Source organism: Sporosarcina sp. GW1-11, from assembly GCF_033088395.1.
In the GTDB taxonomy this organism is placed as follows: Bacteria; Bacillota; Bacilli; order Bacillales_A; family Planococcaceae; genus Sporosarcina.
In genome coordinates this window covers 137,809-158,383 of record NZ_JAPMIW010000002.1, presented here as the reverse complement: position 1 = coordinate 158,383, position 20,575 = coordinate 137,809, and the positions used below count along the sequence as shown (strand labels likewise).

The 20,575-nt window shown below is 42.5% G+C and carries 17 protein-coding genes, 1 other RNA gene, 1 pseudogene and 1 other annotated feature; of the genes and pseudogenes, 14 read left to right on the top strand and 5 right to left on the bottom strand.

The features are described 5' to 3' along the window. The first annotated feature begins 18 nt into the window (after nucleotides 1-18). The 10 genes from ORD22_RS02815 to ORD22_RS02770 all read left to right on the top strand — a co-directional run bounded on the left by ORD22_RS02815 (nucleotide 19) and on the right by ORD22_RS02770 (nucleotide 13,300). Complete coding sequence (locus tag ORD22_RS02815) at nucleotides 19-381, top strand: LapA family protein (protein ID WP_317644353.1); 363 nt, start codon at nucleotides 19-21, stop codon at nucleotides 379-381. Nucleotides 382-1,388: 1,007 nt separating this feature from the next. After that, entirely contained in the window at nucleotides 1,389-3,734 is a 2,346-nt protein-coding gene (gene recJ / locus ORD22_RS02810; protein ID WP_317644352.1) for a single-stranded-DNA-specific exonuclease RecJ, read from the top strand. Next, nucleotides 3,725-4,237, top strand: coding sequence for an adenine phosphoribosyltransferase (locus ORD22_RS02805; protein ID WP_317644351.1), 513 nt, complete (start codon nucleotides 3,725-3,727; stop codon nucleotides 4,235-4,237). The genes recJ and ORD22_RS02805 overlap by 10 nt, the downstream gene beginning before the upstream one ends. Nucleotides 4,238-4,388: 151 nt before the next feature. Beyond that, nucleotides 4,389-6,587 (top strand): RelA/SpoT family protein, encoded by a 2,199-nt coding sequence (locus ORD22_RS02800; protein ID WP_317644350.1) that lies wholly within the window; start codon nucleotides 4,389-4,391, stop codon nucleotides 6,585-6,587. Between the two features lie 14 nt (nucleotides 6,588-6,601). Then, a complete protein-coding gene (gene dtd, locus ORD22_RS02795; protein ID WP_317644349.1) occupies nucleotides 6,602-7,042 on the top strand; it encodes a D-aminoacyl-tRNA deacylase in 441 nt (146 codons plus the stop codon). Nucleotides 7,043-7,126: 84 nt separating this feature from the next. Then, nucleotides 7,127-7,346: a binding site (T-box leader), on the top strand. A 71-nt stretch (nucleotides 7,347-7,417) separates the two neighbouring features. Then, complete coding sequence (gene hisS, locus ORD22_RS02790) at nucleotides 7,418-8,680, top strand: histidine--tRNA ligase (RefSeq protein ID WP_317644348.1); 1,263 nt, start codon at nucleotides 7,418-7,420, stop codon at nucleotides 8,678-8,680. Between the two features lie 135 nt (nucleotides 8,681-8,815). Beyond that, nucleotides 8,816-10,585, top strand: coding sequence for an aspartate--tRNA ligase (gene aspS / locus ORD22_RS02785; protein ID WP_317644347.1), 1,770 nt, complete (start codon nucleotides 8,816-8,818; stop codon nucleotides 10,583-10,585). A 76-nt stretch (nucleotides 10,586-10,661) separates the two neighbouring features. Next, nucleotides 10,662-10,841: non-coding RNA, 6S RNA (gene ssrS, locus ORD22_RS02780), on the top strand. Nucleotides 10,842-11,099: 258 nt separating this feature from the next. After that, nucleotides 11,100-11,867 (top strand): tRNA threonylcarbamoyladenosine dehydratase, encoded by a 768-nt coding sequence (locus tag ORD22_RS02775; protein ID WP_317644346.1) that lies wholly within the window; start codon nucleotides 11,100-11,102, stop codon nucleotides 11,865-11,867. 14 nt (nucleotides 11,868-11,881) lie between these two features. Continuing rightward, nucleotides 11,882-13,300: an NAD-dependent succinate-semialdehyde dehydrogenase gene (locus tag ORD22_RS02770; RefSeq protein WP_317644345.1), complete on the top strand. Its 1,419-nt coding sequence runs from the start codon at nucleotides 11,882-11,884 to the stop codon at nucleotides 13,298-13,300. Nucleotides 13,301-13,353: 53 nt separating this feature from the next. Here the strand turns inward: ORD22_RS02770 and ORD22_RS02765 are convergent, their stop codons facing one another. Continuing rightward, entirely contained in the window at nucleotides 13,354-13,905 is a 552-nt protein-coding gene (locus tag ORD22_RS02765) for a GDYXXLXY domain-containing protein (RefSeq protein WP_317644344.1), read from the bottom strand. Between the two features lie 287 nt (nucleotides 13,906-14,192). Then, entirely contained in the window at nucleotides 14,193-15,461 is a 1,269-nt protein-coding gene (gene ilvA, locus ORD22_RS02760) for a threonine ammonia-lyase IlvA (RefSeq protein WP_317644343.1), read from the bottom strand. A gap of 885 nt (nucleotides 15,462-16,346) precedes the next feature. Between ilvA and ORD22_RS02755 the strand changes: the two genes are divergently transcribed. Both ORD22_RS02755 and ORD22_RS02750 read left to right on the top strand, forming a co-directional pair. Then, nucleotides 16,347-16,772 (top strand): DUF948 domain-containing protein, encoded by a 426-nt coding sequence (locus ORD22_RS02755; RefSeq protein ID WP_317644342.1) that lies wholly within the window; start codon nucleotides 16,347-16,349, stop codon nucleotides 16,770-16,772. A gap of 21 nt (nucleotides 16,773-16,793) precedes the next feature. Then, entirely contained in the window at nucleotides 16,794-17,267 is a 474-nt protein-coding gene (locus ORD22_RS02750; protein WP_317644341.1) for a DUF948 domain-containing protein, read from the top strand. A 222-nt stretch (nucleotides 17,268-17,489) separates the two neighbouring features. Here ORD22_RS02750 and ORD22_RS02745 read toward each other — a convergent pair whose 3' ends face one another. Further along, the gene (locus ORD22_RS02745) at nucleotides 17,490-17,927 is read right to left on the bottom strand and encodes a DUF948 domain-containing protein (protein WP_317644340.1); all 438 of its coding nucleotides are present in this window, start codon (nucleotides 17,925-17,927) and stop codon (nucleotides 17,490-17,492) included. Between the two features lie 5 nt (nucleotides 17,928-17,932). Then, a complete protein-coding gene (locus tag ORD22_RS02740; protein WP_317644338.1) occupies nucleotides 17,933-18,352 on the bottom strand; it encodes a DUF948 domain-containing protein in 420 nt (139 codons plus the stop codon). 391 nt (nucleotides 18,353-18,743) lie between these two features. On the opposite strand from ORD22_RS02740, the gene ORD22_RS02735 reads away from it, so the two are divergent. Beyond that, on the top strand, nucleotides 18,744-19,496 hold the full coding sequence (locus ORD22_RS02735) for an SDR family NAD(P)-dependent oxidoreductase (RefSeq protein ID WP_317644337.1): 753 nt from the start codon (nucleotides 18,744-18,746) through the stop codon (nucleotides 19,494-19,496). Nucleotides 19,497-19,631: 135 nt separating this feature from the next. Here ORD22_RS02735 and ORD22_RS02730 read toward each other — a convergent pair whose 3' ends face one another. Continuing rightward, a complete protein-coding gene (locus tag ORD22_RS02730; protein ID WP_317644336.1) occupies nucleotides 19,632-20,057 on the bottom strand; it encodes a MarR family winged helix-turn-helix transcriptional regulator in 426 nt (141 codons plus the stop codon). A gap of 197 nt (nucleotides 20,058-20,254) precedes the next feature. Here ORD22_RS02730 and ORD22_RS02725 point away from each other — a divergent pair. Next, nucleotides 20,255-20,575 (top strand): annotated as a pseudogene (locus tag ORD22_RS02725) (methyl-accepting chemotaxis protein); the annotation flags it as partial.

Sequence of the window (20,575 nt, the reverse complement as noted above, 5' to 3'; positions counted from 1 at the left end):
GATTGGAGGAATGGTGGTATGAAGTTTCAGTGGACGGTGTTACTCAGTTTAGTGTTTGCTGTTATTATTGCGGTATTTGCGGTGTTCAATGTGGAGTCAGTGCCGGTTAACTTCTTGTTTAGTACAGAAATGATTCCACTCGTATTAGTTATTCTTGGTTCTGCATTACTCGGCGCGTTAGTCAGTGGACTATTTGCTATCTACAAGTCGTACAGCGGTAGTCGACGTGTGAAAGATTTAGAAAAGCAATTACACGAGAAAGAGCTCGAGATAACAGCGCAAAGAAAGCAGATGCAGGAAATGGAAGAGCGTATTGATGAATTGCAAGGTCGTATACCTGTAGTGGATGCGGAAATCATTTCGCCTGAGCGGTTGTATTGAGGGAAAGCAAGCATGGTGAGTGGAGAATTTGCTCATTGTGCTTGTTTTTTGTATGGCTATAGTTGGCTGTGAGCGTTTGTGGTTTTCTATGATCGCGAGGGTGAGTTCAATGAGCGTTTGTGGGTTTCTATGATCGCGAGGGTGAGTTCAATGAGCGTTTGTGGGTTTCTATGATCGCGTGGGTGAGTTCAATGAGCGTTTGTGGGTTTTCTATGATCGCGTGGGTGAGTTCAATGAGCGTTTGTGGTTTTCTATGATCGCGAGGGTGAGATCTATGAGCGTTTGTGGTTTTCTATGATCGCGAGGGTGAGTTCAATGAGCGTTTGTGGGTTTCTATGATCGCGAGGGTGAGATCTATGAGCGTTTGTGGTTTTCTATGATCACGTGGGTGAGTTTTATGAGCGTTTGTGGGTTTCTATGATCGCGAGGGTGAGTTCAATGAGCGTTTGTGGGTTTCTATGATCGCGTGGGTGAGTTCAATGAGCGTTTGTGGGTTTTCTATGATCGCGTGGGTGAGTTCAATGAGCGTTTGTGGGTTTCTATGATCGCGAGGGTGAGATCTATGAGCGTTTGTGGTTTTCTATGATCGCGAGGGTGAGATCTATGAGCGTTTGTGGTTTTCTATGATCGCGAGGGTGAGTTCAATGAGCGTTTGTGGGTTTCTATGATCGCGTAGGTGAGATCTATGAGCGTTTGTGGGTTTCTATGATCACGTGGGTGAGTTTTATGAGCGTATGTGGGTTTTCTATGATCGCGAGGGTGAGATCTATGAGCGTATGTGGGTTTCTATGATCGCGAGGGTGAGTTTTATGAGCGTTTGTGGGTTTCTATGATCGCGTGGGTGAGATCTATGAGCGTATGTGGGTTTTCTATGATCGCGTGGGTGAGTTTTATGAGCGTTTGTGGTTTTCTATGATCGCCCGACAGAAATCACCGCTCTTTTTCGTGTCATTTTCTTTCCGTCTCTCGGCATTTTCGCTATACTACTAGAAGAGGAAGTGAGAGTATTGATACAATCTAAAAAAAGATGGCAAATTGAACGTCCGGACGAGCAGCTCGTGTCGCAGCTCGCAAAAGATGTAAAGCTTTCCACTATGATTGCGAAAATCTTAGTCGCTCGTGGAGTCACAACGAGTGAACAAGCGACGGCGTATTTAGAGATGGACGAATCTAATTTGCATGATCCTTTTTTATTATATGGCATGAAAGAAACCGTAGAATTAATTAAACAAGCTATTACTGAACAAAAACAAATTACCGTTTATGGAGATTATGATTGTGATGGTGTGACGAGTGTAACTGTCCTGACGACTGCACTTGAGCGACTAGATGCGAATGTCAACTTCGCCATTCCAAACCGTTTTGAACACGGCTATGGGCCGAATAAAGACTATTTTGCGCAACTGCATGCGGAAGGTACAGAAATACTTATCACAGTCGATAATGGGATTTCTGGTATCGAGGAAGTAGCGTTTGCGAAATCACTCGGCATGACTGTCATCGTGACCGATCACCATGAGATCGGTGAGGAACTTCCCGCAGCTGATGCGGTGATTCATCCGCGTCACCCCGAAGGTGAGTATCCGTTTGGAGAACTTGCGGGTGTCGGTGTGGCATTTAAACTGGCATCTGCCTTACTTGGGGAGCCGCCGCTTGATTTACTGGAATTTGTGGCAATTGGAACGGTGGCCGATTTAGTGCCGCTAAAAGATGAAAACCGTTACGCGGTGAAAGAAGGAATTCGCAGATTGCGTCGCTCAGTACGTCCAGCGATTAAAGCGTTGATGCAAGTGAGTGGTCATGAGCAAAATGGGTTAACAGAAGAGACGATTGGCTTTACGATTGGACCTCGCCTTAATGCACCTGGCCGACTCGGTGATGCGGATCCAGCGGTATATTTATTGAAATCGGACGACGAACAGCAAGCGATGGGGATTGCCGAAGAGTTGAATGAAATCAATAAAGAACGCCAGCAATTAGTTAAAGAAATAGCCAAAGAAGCGGAACAACAAGTAGCTTTGCGATATGGAGACAAAATTCCGCATGTTTTTGTGATCGAAGGGGAAGACTGGAACCTAGGGGTTGTTGGGATTGTGGCCTCTCGCTTGACAGAGAAATACTATCGACCGTCGATTATATTGTCAGTTGATTATGAAACAGGCGTCGCTAAAGGTTCCGCGCGTAGTATCGAAGGTTTTGATTTATTTAAAGAACTCTCGAAAAATAAAGAGATACTGCCACATTTCGGTGGCCATGAGATGGCAGCAGGTATGTCGTTGAAAATTGAAGATGTTGAATTGCTGCGGGAGAATTTGAATGAGCAAGCAAAACAAGTACTGACAGATGAGCTTCTGCAGCCGAAACTTTCAATCGATGTACCGTTAGCGCTCGATGAAATCGATATTGCGTCGATTGAAGCACTCGAATTAATTCGACCATTCGGAGTGGGGTTCTCAAAGCCTGTCTTTTTACTCGAAAATCTTGAGACGATTTCTACACGCAAAATTGGTGCTGCGAAAGATCATTTGAAACTTGAAATGGGCGACGGTGACGAGCGACTAGATGCGATATACTTCGGCGCGGGTGCATTAGCTGATGAAATGGCGCCGCAATGCAAGTTGAGTCTGACAGGTGACTTACAGATCAATGAATGGAACGGACGTAAGAAAGCGCAATTGCTTGTCGGAGACGTCAAGTGTGAGGATTGGCAATTATTCGATTACCGTGGCGTTCGTGATCCAGCGAGATGGTTGCCACTGATTCCAGAACATGCGATATTCATTGCATTTACGGAACAAGCGACCCAGCATTTCGCACCGTTCCTACAGGGTTTTCCGATTTTGCTAGTAGGAAGGGATGAATTAGTATCATCGGGTTCAATTGTCTTGCTTGATATGCCACAAGACAACGAACAGCTACAGAAAACGATTGAAGCGACACAACCGGATCGGATTTATTTACATTTGTATGTACATGATTCGATGTACTTCGAAAAAATGCCAGATCGCCAGCAATTTGGATGGTATTACAGCTTTTTGAAGCAACGTGGAAGTTTTGATATGAAAAATCAACTAGATACGCTTTCCAAACATAAAGGTTGGAAAAAAGACATGATTAAATTCATGACAAAAGTGTTTTATGAGCTAGAATTTGTTACACTAGAGAATGGTGAGATTACGATGCTTGCGTCTGCCGACAAGCGTGATTTGGCAGAAGCACCATCCTATAAAAAACGCCAACAGCAAATCAAGTTGGAAGAGTTGCTTCTTTATGCGCCGTATCAAGACTTAAAGAAAGTTTTCGATTCTTTACAGAAGATAGATGCTGTTGAGGAGGAAAAATTGTGGATTTAAAGAAATTTGTAACGATTGTGGATGACTATCCAAAACCAGGTGTGAGCTTTAAAGACATTACAACAATCATGGATAACGGTGAAGCGTATAAATACGCGACTAACCAAATCGTTGAATATGCGAAAGATTTAGATGTGGATATTATTGTCGGTCCCGAAGCCCGCGGATTCATCATCGGCTGTCCGGTGGCTTATGCGTTAGAAGTCGGTTTTGCACCGGTTCGTAAGCCGGGGAAATTGCCTCGTGAAACGATTTCTGTTTTCTATGATTTGGAATATGGCCAGGATGAACTAACGATTCACAAAGATGCAATCAAGCCAGGACAGCGTGTATTAATCGTTGATGATTTGCTTGCAACAGGTGGGACCGTGGGTGCTACTATAGAACTAGTTGAAAAACTTGGCGGTGTAGTAGTAGGCTGTGCTTTCCTCATCGAGCTTACGTACTTAAATGGACGCGAGAAATTAACCAACCACGATATCCGGGCATTAATTACTTACTAATTGATAGGAGAATCCTTCGCATACCGCGGAGGATTCTTGCTATATCTGATAGGCTCTGCGTTTGATAAGCTATACATATAGGTGATAGTATACATATAATAGAAAAAATAGTTATCTGAATATTTCGGAATAGGCTGAAAGGGGTAAGAGTATGGCGAAAAATCAAGACATGACAGAACAAGATATATTTGAGCTTGTCGCCAAGTACATGAACGAAGAACATGTCGATTTTATCAAGAAGGCATTCGTCGTTGCAAAAGCTTCACACGAGGGACAGTTTAGGAGTTCAGGTGAGCCATATATCAACCATCCGATTCAAGTGGCCGGTATTTTAGCAGAACTTCAAATGGATCCTGAAACTGTTGCAGCGGGCTTCTTGCATGACGTTGTGGAAGATACAGAAGTGAGTCGAGAAGATATTATTCGTGATTTCGGTGAAGAAGTTGCGATGCTCGTAGATGGTGTGACCAAACTAGATAAATTGAAATTTAGATCGAATGAAGAAAAACAGGCAGAGAACCACCGTAAAATGTTCATCGCAATGGCGCAGGATATCCGCGTCATCTTGATCAAACTAGCAGACCGCTTACATAATATGCGAACGTTAAAGCATGTTCCGGCTGCCAAACAACGGCGCGTATCAGAAGAAACATTGGAAATTTTCTCTCCGCTAGCACATCGTCTAGGAATCTCCACAATTAAGTGGGAACTCGAAGATATCGCTCTTCGTTACTCCAATCCGCAACAATATTACCGAATTGTGAATCTAATGAAGCAAAAGCGTACTGAACGTGAACAATATTTGAAAGACGTTATGAGCCAAATGCGTGTTGAACTAGATAATATGGGCATTGTCGCTGAAATACATGGGCGACCGAAGCATCTGTACTCCATTTATCAAAAAATGGTTATTCAGAAAAAAGAATTTACAGAAATCTATGATTTATTAGCAGTCCGTATTATAGTTAAAAGCATTAAAGATTGCTATGCGGCACTCGGAATTATTCATACATTATGGAAGCCCATGCCTGGGCGATTTAAAGATTATATCGCTATGCCGAAACAAAATCTGTATCAATCCATTCATACGACGGTCGTTGGACCAGCGGGAGATCCGCTTGAAGTACAAATTCGGACAGAAGAGATGCACCGAATTTCTGAATTTGGTGTGGCGGCACACTGGGCCTACAAAGAAGGAAAGCAGATGGCAAAGCCCTCGAATGATATTGATTCCAAATTAACGTGGTTCCGCGAAATTTTAGAGATTCAAAACGAATCGTCCAATGCGCAGGAATTTATGGAATCTTTGAAATTCGATTTATTCTCGGATATGGTCTATGTCTTTACGCCGGACGGGGATGTTGTCGAATTACCGACGGGTTCTGTACCGATTGACTTTGCGTATCGTGTACACTCGGAAGTCGGCAATCGAACGACGGGAGCGAAAGTCAACGGCAAAATCGTTCCACTCGATTCGTCGCTTTCGACAGGAGATATCGTCGAGATTCTTACATCGAAGCAATCATTTGGTCCGAGCCGTGATTGGTTGAAAATCGCACATACTTCGCAAGCAAAAAACAAAATCCGCCAATATTTCAAGAAACAATTGCGCGATGAAAATATCGACAAAGGTAGTGAAATGGTCGAGCGGGAATTGAAGGCGCAAGAATATGATGCAAAAGAAGCGTTAAATCATGACAATATTCAGCGTACAATTGATAAATTCAGTTTTACTTCAGAGGAAGATATGTATGCTGCGGTAGGTTCTGGAGGCATCACCGCGCAACAAGTCGTCAATCGATTAGCGGAACGAATGCGTAAAGAACGTGAGAAAAAAGAGACGATCGATAAAATTGTCTCAGATATGAAAACACCTCAGACGGAAAAACAGACGGAATCAGGTGTCATCGTCAAAGATATCGACAATATGCTAATCCGTATTTCGAAGTGTTGTAACCCGGTACCTGGCGATGAAATTCTCGGCTTTATTACTAGAGGACGAGGTGTTTCTGTACACCGTACCGATTGTCCGAATGTGTTATCAGAACAAGCTGAGCAGGAACGTATCATCGAAGTTAAATGGGCGTTGCCTGATGACAAGATTCGTAAAGAATTCCAAGTGGATATTGAGATTTCAGCATTCGATCGTCAAGGCTTGCTGAACGAGGTAATGATGGTCGTTGCGGATATGAATACACCAATCATTGCGGTCAGTGGCAAAGCGGATAAAGATAATATCGCACATATTCATATGTCGATTAAAATTCAGAACATTACGCATTTACAGCGTACGGTCGAAAAAATTAAGCAAATTAAAGATGTTTATTCTGTAGAACGTGTCATGAATTAAAAGGAGGGGCTAGCATGCGGGTACTTTTACAGCGAGCGAAGGATGCGTCTGTAACAGTCGATGGTGAAATCGTTGGCTCTATCGAAACAGGCTATGTGTTATTAGTAGGCATCACCCACGAAGATAGCGAAAACGACGCCAACTATGTAGCGAAAAAGATTGCGGGCTTACGGATTTACGAAGATGAAGACGGTAAAATGAATCGTTCCATCGATGAAGTGGAAGGTGCGATTTTGTCCGTTTCTCAATTCACACTATACGGCAACGTCCAAAAAGGCAGACGCCCTAGTTTCATTGATGCAGCTAGACCAGAACACGCAGAACCACTTTGGGAGTATTTTAATGAACAACTGCGTGCGCTAGGACTAGTAGTCGAAACAGGAACGTTTGGTGCGATGATGGACGTTCAGCTGACGAATGACGGGCCGGTGACATTGCTAATTGAGTCGAAATAATCTTTTTTACGAAAGATCTACATTCGCTGAAAATGTTGACAGGTCGACTATTTACGACTAACATAGATACTAATCGAATTAATTAATTTACCGATGATATGGAAAGTACCTTTGCATACGGCTGGAAAGAGAACGGGGAACTTGGCTGAAATTCCCTGACAGAACAACAAAGCGAACAACACCATGGAGGATTCATGCTGAACTTAGTAGGCGTGGACGGAACCGGCCGTTATCCGGATTCGAGTGGGCACATTTTGTGTCAATTTGGGTGGAACCGCGGAAGCTACAAGCTCTCGTCCCTAGTTTTTTAGGGATGGGAGCTTTTTTACGTTTTCTAGGAAACCCTGTACCAGACAATTGAAAGGAGTTTTACTCATGAACTTTAAAGTCCCCCGCGGCACACAGGATATTTTACCCGATGCTTCTTGGAAGTGGCAACGCGTTGAAAAAATCGCTCGTTCGATTTGTGACGTATACAACTACAAAGAAATCCGCACACCTATTTTTGAACAAACGGAATTATTCCAACGTACAGTAGGTGACACGACAGATATCGTGCAAAAAGAAATGTACACATTCACCGACCGTGGCGATCGCTCGATGACGTTACGTCCTGAAGGTACAGCACCTGTTGTTCGTTCATTCGTTGAAAATAAAATGTTTGGCTACGCAGATCAACCGGTAAAGTTATATTACACAGGCCCTATGTTCCGCTATGAACGTCAGCAAGCCGGGCGTTACCGCCAATTCGTGCAGTTCGGTGTAGAAGCAATCGGCAGTGACGACCCAGCAATTGATGCAGAAGTGATTGAACTTGCGATGACCATCTACAAACGTTCTGGTTTGTCCGACATTAAGCTCGTCTTGAACTCACTTGGCGATAAGGAATCCCGTAATGCACACCGTGAAGCATTAATTGCACACTTCAGCCCGCATATCGGTGAATTTTGCTCAGACTGTCAACATCGTCTAGAGAAAAATCCATTGCGTATTTTGGACTGTAAGGTGGACAGAGACAATCCATTGATGAACACAGCGCCTTCATTGGCAGACTTCCTCAATGAAGAATCATCTGCTTATTTTGAGAAAGTGAAAAACTACTTAGACATCGCAGGTATCGAATACGAATACGACCCGAATCTCGTACGTGGACTCGATTACTACAATCATACGGCGTTTGAGATTATGAGCACGTCTAAAGGTTTCGGCGCGATTACGACGTTATGTGGCGGCGGACGCTATAATGGGCTCGCTGAAGAAATCGGCGGCCCAGCTGCACCTGGCATCGGCTTTGCGTTAAGTATCGAACGTCTATTACTAGCGCTCGATGCAGAAGGTAAAGCATGGACAGATGAACCTTCACTGGATGTGTACCTTGTCACACTTGGAGAAGAAGCGCGGGCAAAAGGGTTCGAAATTCTAGGGAAGCTAAGAGAACACGGTTTACGCAGCGAAATGGATTACATGGACCGCAAAATCAAAGCGCAAATGAAGTCTGCGGATCGCCTACATGCCAATTACGTTATCGTCATTGGCGAAGATGAAGTAAACGAAAACTCTGTCCAACTTAAAAATATGGCAGACGGACAACAGAAAAAAGTCTCTATTGATGAATTGATTGACGTGTTGACGAAGTAACACTTTGAAAGTGCAAAGGGGATTTTCATTCCGAGCGGACGCTTTCCTGCGGGAGTCGCCGCTCAGCTCCCTTTGCCAACACTAACTTTTATTCTCAAACTAAAATCCAAACACCAGAAAGGTAGTGCAATTATTATGCAACGCACACATTATTGTGGAAACTTAACAGAACAACAAATTGGTCAAGAAGTAACTCTTCAAGGTTGGGTACAAAAACGCCGTGACCTTGGAGGACTGATCTTCATCGACGTCCGTGACCGTGCAGGTATCGTCCAAACGGTATTCAACCCTGACATTTCCAAGGAAGCTCTAGAAATTGCGGAAACGTTACGTAACGAATACGTTATCGAAGTCAAAGGTCTTGTCATTGAACGTGAAGAACGCACAAAGAACAAAAATATTTCAACAGGCGCAATTGAAGTGCAAGTCGTTGAATTAAAAATCATTAACGAATCAAAAAATCCACCATTTACAATCGAAGACGACACGGATGTAAACGAAGAAACGCGTCTGAAATACCGCTACCTAGACCTACGTCGCCCAGAGTTAGCGAAAGTTTTCAAAATGCGTTCAGACATCACAAAAACGGTGCGTAATTTCCTAGATGACGAAGGATTCCTAGAAGTTGAAACGCCAATCCTAACAAAATCTACTCCAGAAGGCGCGCGTGACTATCTAGTACCAAGCCGTGTCCACGAAGGTGAGTTTTACGCATTGCCACAGTCGCCACAACTATTCAAACAGCTATTGATGGTATCTGGTTTCGATCGTTACTACCAAATCGCTCGCTGTTTCCGTGATGAAGACTTGCGTGCAGACCGTCAGCCGGAGTTCACTCAAATCGATATGGAAATGAGTTTCATGTCAATTGAAGACATTTTGGAGTTGAATGAACGTTTAATCCAAAAAGTTATGAAAGACGTTAAAGGTGTAGAGATTGAAGCACCATTCAAACGCCTACCATACGAAGAAGCGATGAGCCGTTTTGGTTCAGATAAGCCGGACACACGTTTTGGCATGGAGTTAACAGACGTATCTGAGATTGTTAAGGACTCTTCGTTCAAAGTGTTTACAAGTGCTGTAGAAACAGGTGGACAAGTTAAATTGATCAACGTCAAAGGTGCGGCAGAAAAGTACTCTCGTAAAGATATCGACGCACTAGGTGAATTTGCAAAAGTATATGGCGCTAAAGGTTTGGCTTGGTTGAAAGTAACGGAAGACGGCTTCAACGGTCCAATTGCTAAATTCTTCGACGGTGAAATCGGCGAAGCACTAAAAGCAGCAGGACATGGTGAAACAGGTGACCTATTCCTCTTTGGAGCGGATAAAAAATCAGTCGTTGCGGATTCACTTGGCGCATTGCGTCTAAAGTTAGGTAAAGACCTTGAGCTGATCGATCAGTCTCAATACAACTTCCTATGGGTAACAGAATGGCCACTATTCGAATACGATGAAGAAGACGGCCGCTACTATGCAGCTCACCACCCATTCACTATGCCAGCTGATGTTGAACAATTGACTACAAATCCTGAAAAGGTCAAAGCACAAGCATATGACTTAGTCTTGAACGGTTACGAGCTTGGTGGCGGATCATTGCGTATTTATCAGCGTGAAGTACAAGAAGCGATGTTCAGAGCGCTTGGCTTTACCGAAGAACAAGCGAGAGAGCAATTCGGCTTCTTGTTGGATGCATTTGAATACGGAACTCCTCCACACGGCGGAATCGCATTCGGTCTAGACCGTATCGTGATGTTGCTTGCTGGTTCTACAAACTTGCGCGACACAATTGCATTCCCTAAAACAGCTAGTGCAAGCGACTTATTAACTGAAGCTCCTAGTGCTGTAGACGATGCACAATTAAAAGAGCTTGGGATTAAAGTGGTAGCTGAGCCTGTTAAAAAGTGAGGAACCAACTATTTTTTTAACAATTCACACAAATTGATTGAATTATAAAAAAACATGTGCTAAGATGAAGATAGTAAAAATCCTGAAGTGTTCGTCATTTGTAAATTAGCGTTGACCCAACATCAAATCGTCGGGAGTCTATGTTATAACCCAGCTGGCATGCCTTTAAACGGGACGTCAAAAGTGTTATATAGGACACCCACCTGCTTTTAGCGGGTTCAAAGCGATATTCAAAGACGGCACAGTCGGGATTTTACTTTCTATCAAACTTACAAACCTTCTTGCGGTAATCGCAAGAAGGTTTTTTATGTGTTCTCATTCAAAAGTGAAAAGCGTCGTTTAGCCTCGACAGGCGTTGGAAGGCTGGCAATAAAGGCGTACTTTGCCTTTACTGTCAGTCTGAAACGTCCCAAGAGGCTGGCGCTTTAAAAACTAGCGGAATAAGTGCGTACACTGCACCTTTCCTTTATAATAAAAAGCAAGATACACTAAACCACAACAAAGGATGGATTGCATGTTACATCAATTTTCAAGAAATGAATTATCAATAGGTACAGAAGGCGTAGAACGTATGAAAGGCAAGACGGTTGCAATTCTAGGGGTTGGTGGCGTTGGTTCATTCGCAGCGGAAGCATGTGCGCGTACAGGTGTTGGACGGATCATCTTAGTCGATAAGGACACAATTGATATTACCAATATTAACCGTCAATTGGTAGCTTACCTTTCAACCGTCGGACGCTCTAAGTCAGCTGTCATGAAAGAGCGCATTGCGGATATTAACGCGGAATGTGAAGTAATCGATTTACACATGTTTTACACGGAAGAAACAGCGGAAGAGTTTTTCTCGTACAAACCCGATTATGTAATCGATGCATCCGACACAATTAGCTATAAAATTCATTTAATACAGCAATGTTTAGCACGCGGCGTTAAAGTGATTTCAAGTATGGGTGCTGCGAATAAGACCGATCCGACACGATTTAAAATCGCTGATATTTCTAAAACGCATACTGATCCATTAGCGAAAGTTATGCGTTTACGTTTACGTAAGCTAGGTATTCCTAAAGGTGTACCTGTCGTGTTCTCCGATGAAAGTCCAATCGTTGTGCGTGAAGATGTAGTTGGAACTGTTGGAAATCCTAATGCGGCGATCAGAAAAGCTAAAATGCCACCCGCATCAAATGCATTTTGTCCGTCTGTTGCTGGTTTGATTCTTGCCAGTTGGGTATTAAATGATATAGTGGCAGATATTCCAGTCGAACGTGTCAGTGATGCTAAATAAAGGAGAGATAAACGATGGATGCAATCCAAATGATGATCAACGGCAAGTGGACCGGATCTAATTTGCCGACAATCGAAGTAGTCAATCCTGCAACAAGCAAAAAAATCGCATCAGTACCAAAAGGCGGAGCAGATGAAGCGATGCAAGCAGTAGATGCAGCTTCACAAGCACTAGTCGAATGGTCCGCGCGTTCAGCGCATGAACGCAGTGCATTACTCATGAAGTGGCATGCATTGATAGAACAACATGAAGACAGTTTGGCGAAGACGATGACAATGGAACAAGGCAAGCCGTTAGCAGAAGCGCTAGGTGAAATGCGCTATGCCAATGGTTTTATTAGCTGGTATGCGGAAGAAGGAAAGCGGATCTATGGAGAAACTATTCCCGCTTCACAATCATCTAAGCGATTGTTCGTCCATAAACAACCAGTAGGCGTAGTAGCGGCCATTACTCCGTGGAATTTTCCTGCGGCGATGATTACACGGAAAGTTGGTCCGGCACTTGCTGCGGGCTGTACAGTCGTGATGAAACCAGCTTCTCAAACACCGCTAACAGCGATCCGATTAGTAGAACTTGCTAAAGAAGCGGGGATTCCGGACGGTGTAATTAACGTAGTGACTGGTAGTGCAAGTGAAATTTCAGCCGCGTGGCAAGCAGATGAACGCGTACGAAAGTTGACATTTACTGGCTCTACAGAAGTTGGTAAAAAGTTGATGAAAGGCGCTGCGGATACGATGAAGAAAGTTTCATTGGAACTTGGTGGACATGCTCCTGCAATCGTTATGGCGGACGCAGATCTAGATAAAGCGGTTAAGGGTGTCATTGCTGCGAAATTCCGTAACGCGGGACAGACGTGCGTTTGCGCAAATCGTATTTACGTTCATACCTCTATCGCGGAAGAGTTCACGAAGCGAATTAGTGACCAGACAAAAGCATTAAAAGTCGGTAATGGCCTAGAAGAAGGCGTTATGATTGGACCGCTAATTGATAATTCAGCTGTTGAAAAGGTAGAAGAACATGTATCTGATGCAGTAGCTAAAGGAGCGATAGTGGTTACAGGCGGTAAGCGCATCGAAGGCCTATTCTATGCGCCAACTGTGCTTAAAGACGTAACGGATGACATGCTCTGTATGAAAGACGAAACTTTTGGTCCCGTTTTACCGATTACGTTGTTTGAAACAACTGAAGAAGTGATTCAGCGTGCCAATGATTCAATTTACGGATTAGCCGCTTATGTCTTTACAGAAAATATTACGCAAGGGATCCGAGTGTGCGAAGCGCTTGAATATGGAATTGTCGGATTAAATGACGGATTACCTTCTGCACCACAAGCCCCGTTTGGTGGATTTAAACAAAGTGGACTTGGACGTGAAGGTGGTCATCAAGGTATAGATGAGTATTTGGAAGTAAAATATATTTCGCTCGGCCTTTAAATGAAAAAAAAGAAGCAGAATGGAAGAGGTTTACTCATCCTTTCTGCTTCTTTTTATTTTGTTTCTACTGCTCGTAAAATCCCATGCCCATCCCGTACTTTAAAATGAGCAGTCGTTGTTGCGCCTTGTAGACTATCTGCTGCCACACGGTGCCCCTTTTTCAGCACATAAAAGCGATCCAGACCAAAGTTCACAATATAATGATCACTTTCTCTGTATTCACGTTCAGTCGTTTGAGGTAGCCAGCCAGCTAGGTAGACGCCTTCAGTTGGTTGTTTTTCACTAAGATAAATTAGCTGATCGACTCCATCGCGTTTTTCCAGTACACCAAAGACTTTTGTCTGTCCTAATTCAGCGGGTGCTTTTAATCGTGCCACTAAGCTATCGGACAATCGTTCTTTCGGTACTTTCTCCACTTCGTAGTGTAAAACGATATAGTTTTCATTTGCGTCTTCTTTGGTGATGGGCTCGGTTTGTAGATAGACATCTGTACCAGTTGTAATGGTGGTAAAGTGTGGAATAGTGAGACTAGCAAGTACGAGCAGGGGAATAATAAAGAGAATCGCCACACTTATTTTACTATGCTTGTTTTGTTGGATGCTCACGTTCGAGTCACCGCCTATCTGTAATTTTCATAAAAAGATTCCTTCTTATGTATGTACAGCATGTGCATATTGTGTGCGCTTTACTATTCAATTACCCAAATATTTTATTTTGGAAACTAGGACGGGGGTGGAACGGAGTAGATTCTTAATTTTGCAGGGCTAGTGCACTCGAATTTGTGCTTTAGGTGGACGCCCTTTGGAAAGCGTCCTCCAGCTGTGGCATGAATCTCGAACCAACTATTTCTGCAAACAAAAATGCCCGATACGCATCGTATCAGGCATTTTTGTTAGATTAACAGTCCGAATAGGGTGCTGTCTTTGTTTACTTCTTTGTAAGGGAAACCGTTTTGTTCCATTCTTGTGATGAGGCCATTGTAGTCTTCTTTGTGTTTAATTTCTATACCGACGAGACCTGGACCGCTTTCTTTGTTGTTTTTCTTCGTATATTCAAACATTGTAATGTCATCTTCTGGTCCGAGAACAGAGTCGAGGAATTGACGTAGTGCACCTGCTCGTTGTGGGAAGTCAACTAGGAAGTAATACAGCAAACCTTCGTAAATCATCGACTTTTCTTTAATCTCTTGCATCCGTCCGATGTCGTTGTTGCCGCCACTAATAACACAAACCACGCATTTTCCTTTGATTTCGTTCTTATAGAAATCAAGTGCTGCAATCGGTAATGCGCCTGCGGGTTCTGCAATGATCGCGTGTTCGTTGTATAGATCTAGAATAGCAGTACATACTTTTCCTTCAGGGACGCTAACGATGTTTTCGACATACTCGTTACAGATTTCATAGTTCAAGTCACCAACGCATTTTACAGCTGCACCGTCTACAAACTTATCAATTGTTTGCAGGGGAACTATCTTCTGCGCGTCGATGGAAGCTTTCATACTAGCAGCACCCGCTGGTTCGGCACCAATCATCTTTGTGTGAGGCGATAGGTTCTTAATGTATGTACTTAGTCCAGACATAAGTCCGCCACCACCAATACTCGCAAAGACATAGTCAATCGGCTCTTCGATATCATTCATGATCTCTACCGCAACCGTTCCTTGACCTGCGATAATATCCTTGTCATTGAACGGATGAATGAAGATGCGTTTTTCTTTTTCCATCAATTCGATAGCTTTTTCGAAGCAATCATCAAATGTATCGCCGACCAAAATGATTTCAATGCGGTCGCGCCCGAACATTTTCACCATATCGACTTTTTGCTTAGGTGTAGTTTGTGGCATGAAAATCTTGCCGTCAATATCCAATTTAGCACAAGCATATGCTACGCCTTGCGCATGATTTCCTGCGCTCGCACAAACAATTCCTTGTTTACGTGCGTCTGATTCGATGCGTTTCATCTTGTAGTAAGCGCCGCGTAATTTAAATGAACGCACGTGTTGCAAGTCTTCGCGCTTAACATATACATGGCAGTCATACTTTTCCGATAGGCGATCATTTTTCTGTAACGGCGTGTGCGCTACTACATCCTTAAGTAGCTGATTAGCAATTAAGATATCTTCTACTTGAACACTTTGAGTTTCCATACTTTTCACCTTCATAATATATAGTCTAACCTCCGTTACTTAACGTTTATTCATAATAACATGAAAAAATCGGATTGAACACAAGAAGGTTCTAAATTGTGCGTTTATTTAATGAGTTTTCCTTCAATTCTATGAACTTCTTTGTTTGTAAGCGTTTACTCATCGTAGATGGTATTTGTTTACTTTGTAAGTAGTTTCTCCTTTTCTGTTTTCATTCAATATGGAGGGAATTTTTATTTGAAAATGAAATTTGTGTTTAATTCGAAAAGCTAAGGGAAAACTAATTAGAGAAGAGGTATTTAGAAAAATCCTGTGAAAGGAAGCGTTTTGCCATGCAAAAATGGGACAGTAGGCCGGAAAAACCAGATAACGCCCAGTGGACGGTGCTCGTCATCACTCTTGTCATTATTGCTGCGGTAGTAGTCTACAGCTTAATGATGTAAGAGATTTAATTCAGCATGCCGATATAAAGGTATGCTGATTTTTTGTGATTCTAACAGTTAGTTGATTTCGTCGCGCTCTTTTTCATTCTATCGTCAAATAAAAGCTTTTATCCAGAAGCGATGACAAGAATGTATCTTCTGTTATATATTAGTCCTAAGAAAAGTTGCTGTATCAGTACAGATTGTTACAAAAACGAATGGGGGAATGTAAGATGAAAATGACAACAGAGCAAAGACAAAAGGTTGAAAAGGTTTGTACAGAGTGTGGAAACAAGTTTACTGAAAAACGCGAGTCTATGATGTATGAGTGCGAACGCTGTGTCGGTCGTCACCAAGATTGATGAGTATGAAATCCTACACTTCCTTTATGGGGTGTAGGATTTTTATGTTTTAGAAAAACGCAGAGTGGTATAGAATGATAAGATGTATTTAAGTTTGTAGAAAGGAGGATGTGTGTATGGCGTATCTTGGTTTACTTTTCATCGCGATTTCATTTTTGATCGTCGCCATCTACCTCTCATTGTTGCTGACCAAGTCGTCTCATTTACTATTGACAGTAACCCACACTGTAAAAGATGTGGAAGCAGAGTTGGATCAAAGTCTGGAGCAATTATATGGAACATTACATGAAACTGAACAACTCGCAACTGATGTCCAAGTGAAATTGGCTGCTACGACACCGATGTTCGAAACAGTCGAAAATGTCGGGCGTTCAAGTCAATACTTGAGTGAAGAAGTGAATAAACGAACGAAGCAATTTGAAGAGGATGGCTCACTACCAGGCACAGAACCTTTTATCCAAGCGATTCAATATGGAGAGTTTGGATCAAAACTTCTGGAATCATGGAAGCGCGGTAAAGAAGACGCGAAAAATATTTACTAAGATAAGAAATGGGGAATGACAATGGATCTCATAGGAATTGGCGTCGTATTAATCGGCATTGCCTTTATTATTTTAGCGATTTATTTTGCCAAAGTACTGCAGCAAGTGGGAAACATCTTACAGGACGTGGACAAAACGGTAGAGAAACTTCCACGCCAGCTAGACGGTATTTTAGCGGAAACAGGAACATTGCTTAAAAATAGTAATAATTCATTGGCAGATTTGAATACGAAAATTGAAAACTTTACACCATTATTTAAAGTGGTTGGTGATTTAGGTGAATCAACGCATATGCTCACTTCTTCATTGGTAGACGTGACATCGTCAGTCCGGCAAAAGGGAGCACATACCGATGTGTCGGATCAAAACAAAAAACTAGGAAGCATTTACGGTTCGGCGATGTTAGGTTATTACATCTTTAAGAAACGTAAAGAGTCTGGAGTCGCTACGACAACTCAACCAGTTAAAAAGCTACCCGCACCTGATGCGAATTAAATAGATTCGCGTATAGAAAAAGGATTTGAGAGCTAATTCGCTTTCAAATCCTTTTTTCGTGCAATTAATTATTTGTGGGTGTTTATAGAACTTGGTTGTGAGCTCATAGAACCCGGTTGCGCGCTCATAGATCTTGGCTGTGAACTCATAGCCTGGTCATCCGCCCAAACCACCACAAACAAAAAATGCTGAGAATCCAAGGACTCTCAGCATGCACATACCTTACGGACGCATCTTCTTCAATTCTTTTCGCTGTTGCATCAAATAAAACACCAATGTTACAACGCCGTATAACCCTTTGTACTCTTTCTCTTTAACGAAATCACTAGCATTGGCAACGCGATCCTTGAATCGTATCGTCGTATCGAGTGCGGCAGTCGTTACTTCGCGTGAAGCTTCTCCTACATCACCAACAATTTGAAACACCGGTGTGATTTTTTTGACTTGCTTGTTTACATTGCTAATCGTCTCATTACTAGTATGGAGAATTTGTTGTGTCTGACCTGTGATATCCGCTACCGTTGACGGCAAGGTATCAGTTGTTTGTTTGACGCTCTCCAATACTTCGGCTAATTTTCCAAGGGGTTTGATCAATACAAATGAGATCACGAGTAGCGCGATGCCAATGAGTAAGACGCCTATGCCTAGTACCCAATCCATCAAGTTCACCTCTCTCCATTTTTCTGCTTCATGCTGTAATACATTTTTGATGCTGCTTCAGATAAAGCTGTTGTTTGTTGCATCAACTTAGCGTATTTACCAGGAGGCGCTGCTACCTGGTCGGCCATTTTCATCAATGAATGTTGAACGTAGGTGGTGGATTCGCTCAGTTGTTTCGCCGAGGCTGCTAATCCTTCTACTGATTGCAGTTTCGCGTTCGCGTCTTCTACAATGTCGTTCGTTTGATTCATGAGCTGGTCGGTTTTATCCGTAATGCCGCCCACTTTCAATTCCACACGTTGCATCGTGTCTGTAATGTCCTTCATCGCATGTTTAACCGTTTTGGCTGTTTTGATAATAGCAATTGCAATGACCACTAAAGCCGCAACGGCGACTATGGCACTAATGTACAAGAGTACCTTCAATCTAGTCACCTCCACATAATACGTGCATTGTAAAAATCTTACCTGTTAAACGTCAAATACTCAATCGAAAAGGGTAAACGTTCTATATTCTTGTCTTTCCACAAACCAGGTCAACTTAAACACTGGCTCATCAAATAACTAGAAATACTACTATTATAAAGCCTGATATAAAGTATGTGCAAGGTGTTTCGGCAGATGAAGAGAAGCAGCGTGATTTCTCAAAAAATCACTGTCCGTCGAAGAAAGGGAATCAATTATTCCGAGGCTATTTAGCAAGCTTTCTGCCATTCCACAGAAAGAGATACCAGTTGATTATGGAACACGTAGGTTTAATATATTTACATAACGATTACTTTAATGTTAAAATAGTTGTGTGAAGGAGATGTTTTAGATGAGATTAGAAAACAAAATTACGATTATTACTGGTGGCGCTGGCGGCATCGGTTTGGGAATCGCCACTGCGTTTGTCAAAGAAGGAGCGGTCGTAGCGATTGTCGACCTGAATCAGCAAGCAGGCGAAGCAGCAATCAAAAAATTGCAGGAAATCTCTCCAAACTCTATGTTTATTCAAGCGGATTTATCTGACACTCAAGCATTGCCGTCAATTATAGACCAAGTAGTCAAAGCGTACGGTAAGTTAGATGTTCTTGTGAATAATGCACATGCATCGCGCATGAAATCAATCGAAGACCTCACGCAAGCGGACTTTGATTTCTCATTCAACACAGGATTTTATCCGACGTTTTATTTAATGCAGGCAGCGTTGCCACATTTAAAAGAAACGAAAGGAACGGTCATCAATTTTGCATCAGGTGCAGGACTTAACGGCGACGTTCATCAAGCTTCCTATGCAGCGGCGAAAGAAGCGATTCGTGCAATCACAAGAGTGGCGGCGAATGAATGGGGACAGTACGGCATCACGTGTAACTTGATCTCTCCTATCGCTCTTACACCAGGTGTCGAGCAATGGGCAACGGCGAATCCGGATACGTACCAAGCGATGCTAGACAAGAACCCTCTCGGACGCCTAGGTGACCCAGAAGCGGACATCGGACGTACGGCGGTGTTTTTAGCGAGTGAAGATGCTAACTATATTACAGGTCAGACGATGATGGTTGATGGTGGTTCTATTAAATTACGCTAACCAGCGAGGTTAGGACATAAGCAAAACATCTTGTGTAACTACTAAAAAGAACAACATGAAAACCGCATGACACCAAGGTTCTCTAATCACTTGGTATTCATGCGGTTTTTATATTTGTCCCAGCTTCATTGCTTATCAAATAAATGTATCGTTAAGCTTTGTATAGATCTCCAGCAAGTACTGTCGCTCATCTTCGGATAAATGACTGAAAAATTCTGTTCGAACTTGTTGGCCGCAGCTTTTCGCCTCTATCAAGATATCCAAGCCAAGAGGTGTGATGTTCCAATACTTCGTGCGTCGATCATTTTCATCATTTCTCAACGTAACATATTCATTTTTGATCAACTTCGTAGATAAATGTGTCAAAGAGGCGGGTGTGAAGCCTAACGTCTCGGCTAAATCGGAAGGACGTTGTTCCCCTTTCGTATGTAATTCAAGCAGTACTAGAATATGTGAAATACCAAGAGACAGCTTGGACTCTTGTTGGAAGCGTATGAGCATTTTATTCGTCACTTGGTCCATTATATGTAGCAAATTAAAAATTGTTTGTTCGTCTTTCAAGTTAAATTCCTCCCTTATTCCTTGTTCTTTATGTTTATATACTATTCATCATACAACAATATAGCGAATTAGAACATTTCTATGACAAAGATTTCACGTTTTTTCATTTAGTCCTTTTTTATTGATGAGTAGTAGCGTATTATTAAGACATCGATTGAACTAGATGATTATAATAGTAAAGGTGGGCATAATATTTGATGAAATTTAAGGATTCACTAACGTTTCAACTGGGAACGATCATAGCAGGTATCTTATTGGTTATGTTAGCGATTACATCCATTGCAACTTATAAGACTGCGTATGATAAATTGTATGATGCAGCAGGAATTGAGGCGTATGGATGTGCCAATATTACTACTGGTTTGATTCGGCCGGAAGAGATACGTAAAGCATTATCCGGAGATGTTGAAATGCAAGATGAAATAGGGAAGACTTTGAACTGGACGACGGATCATAAGAATATATTTGAAACTCAATATATTTTAGATTTGGACGGAAATTTGATCGCTTTAGATGAT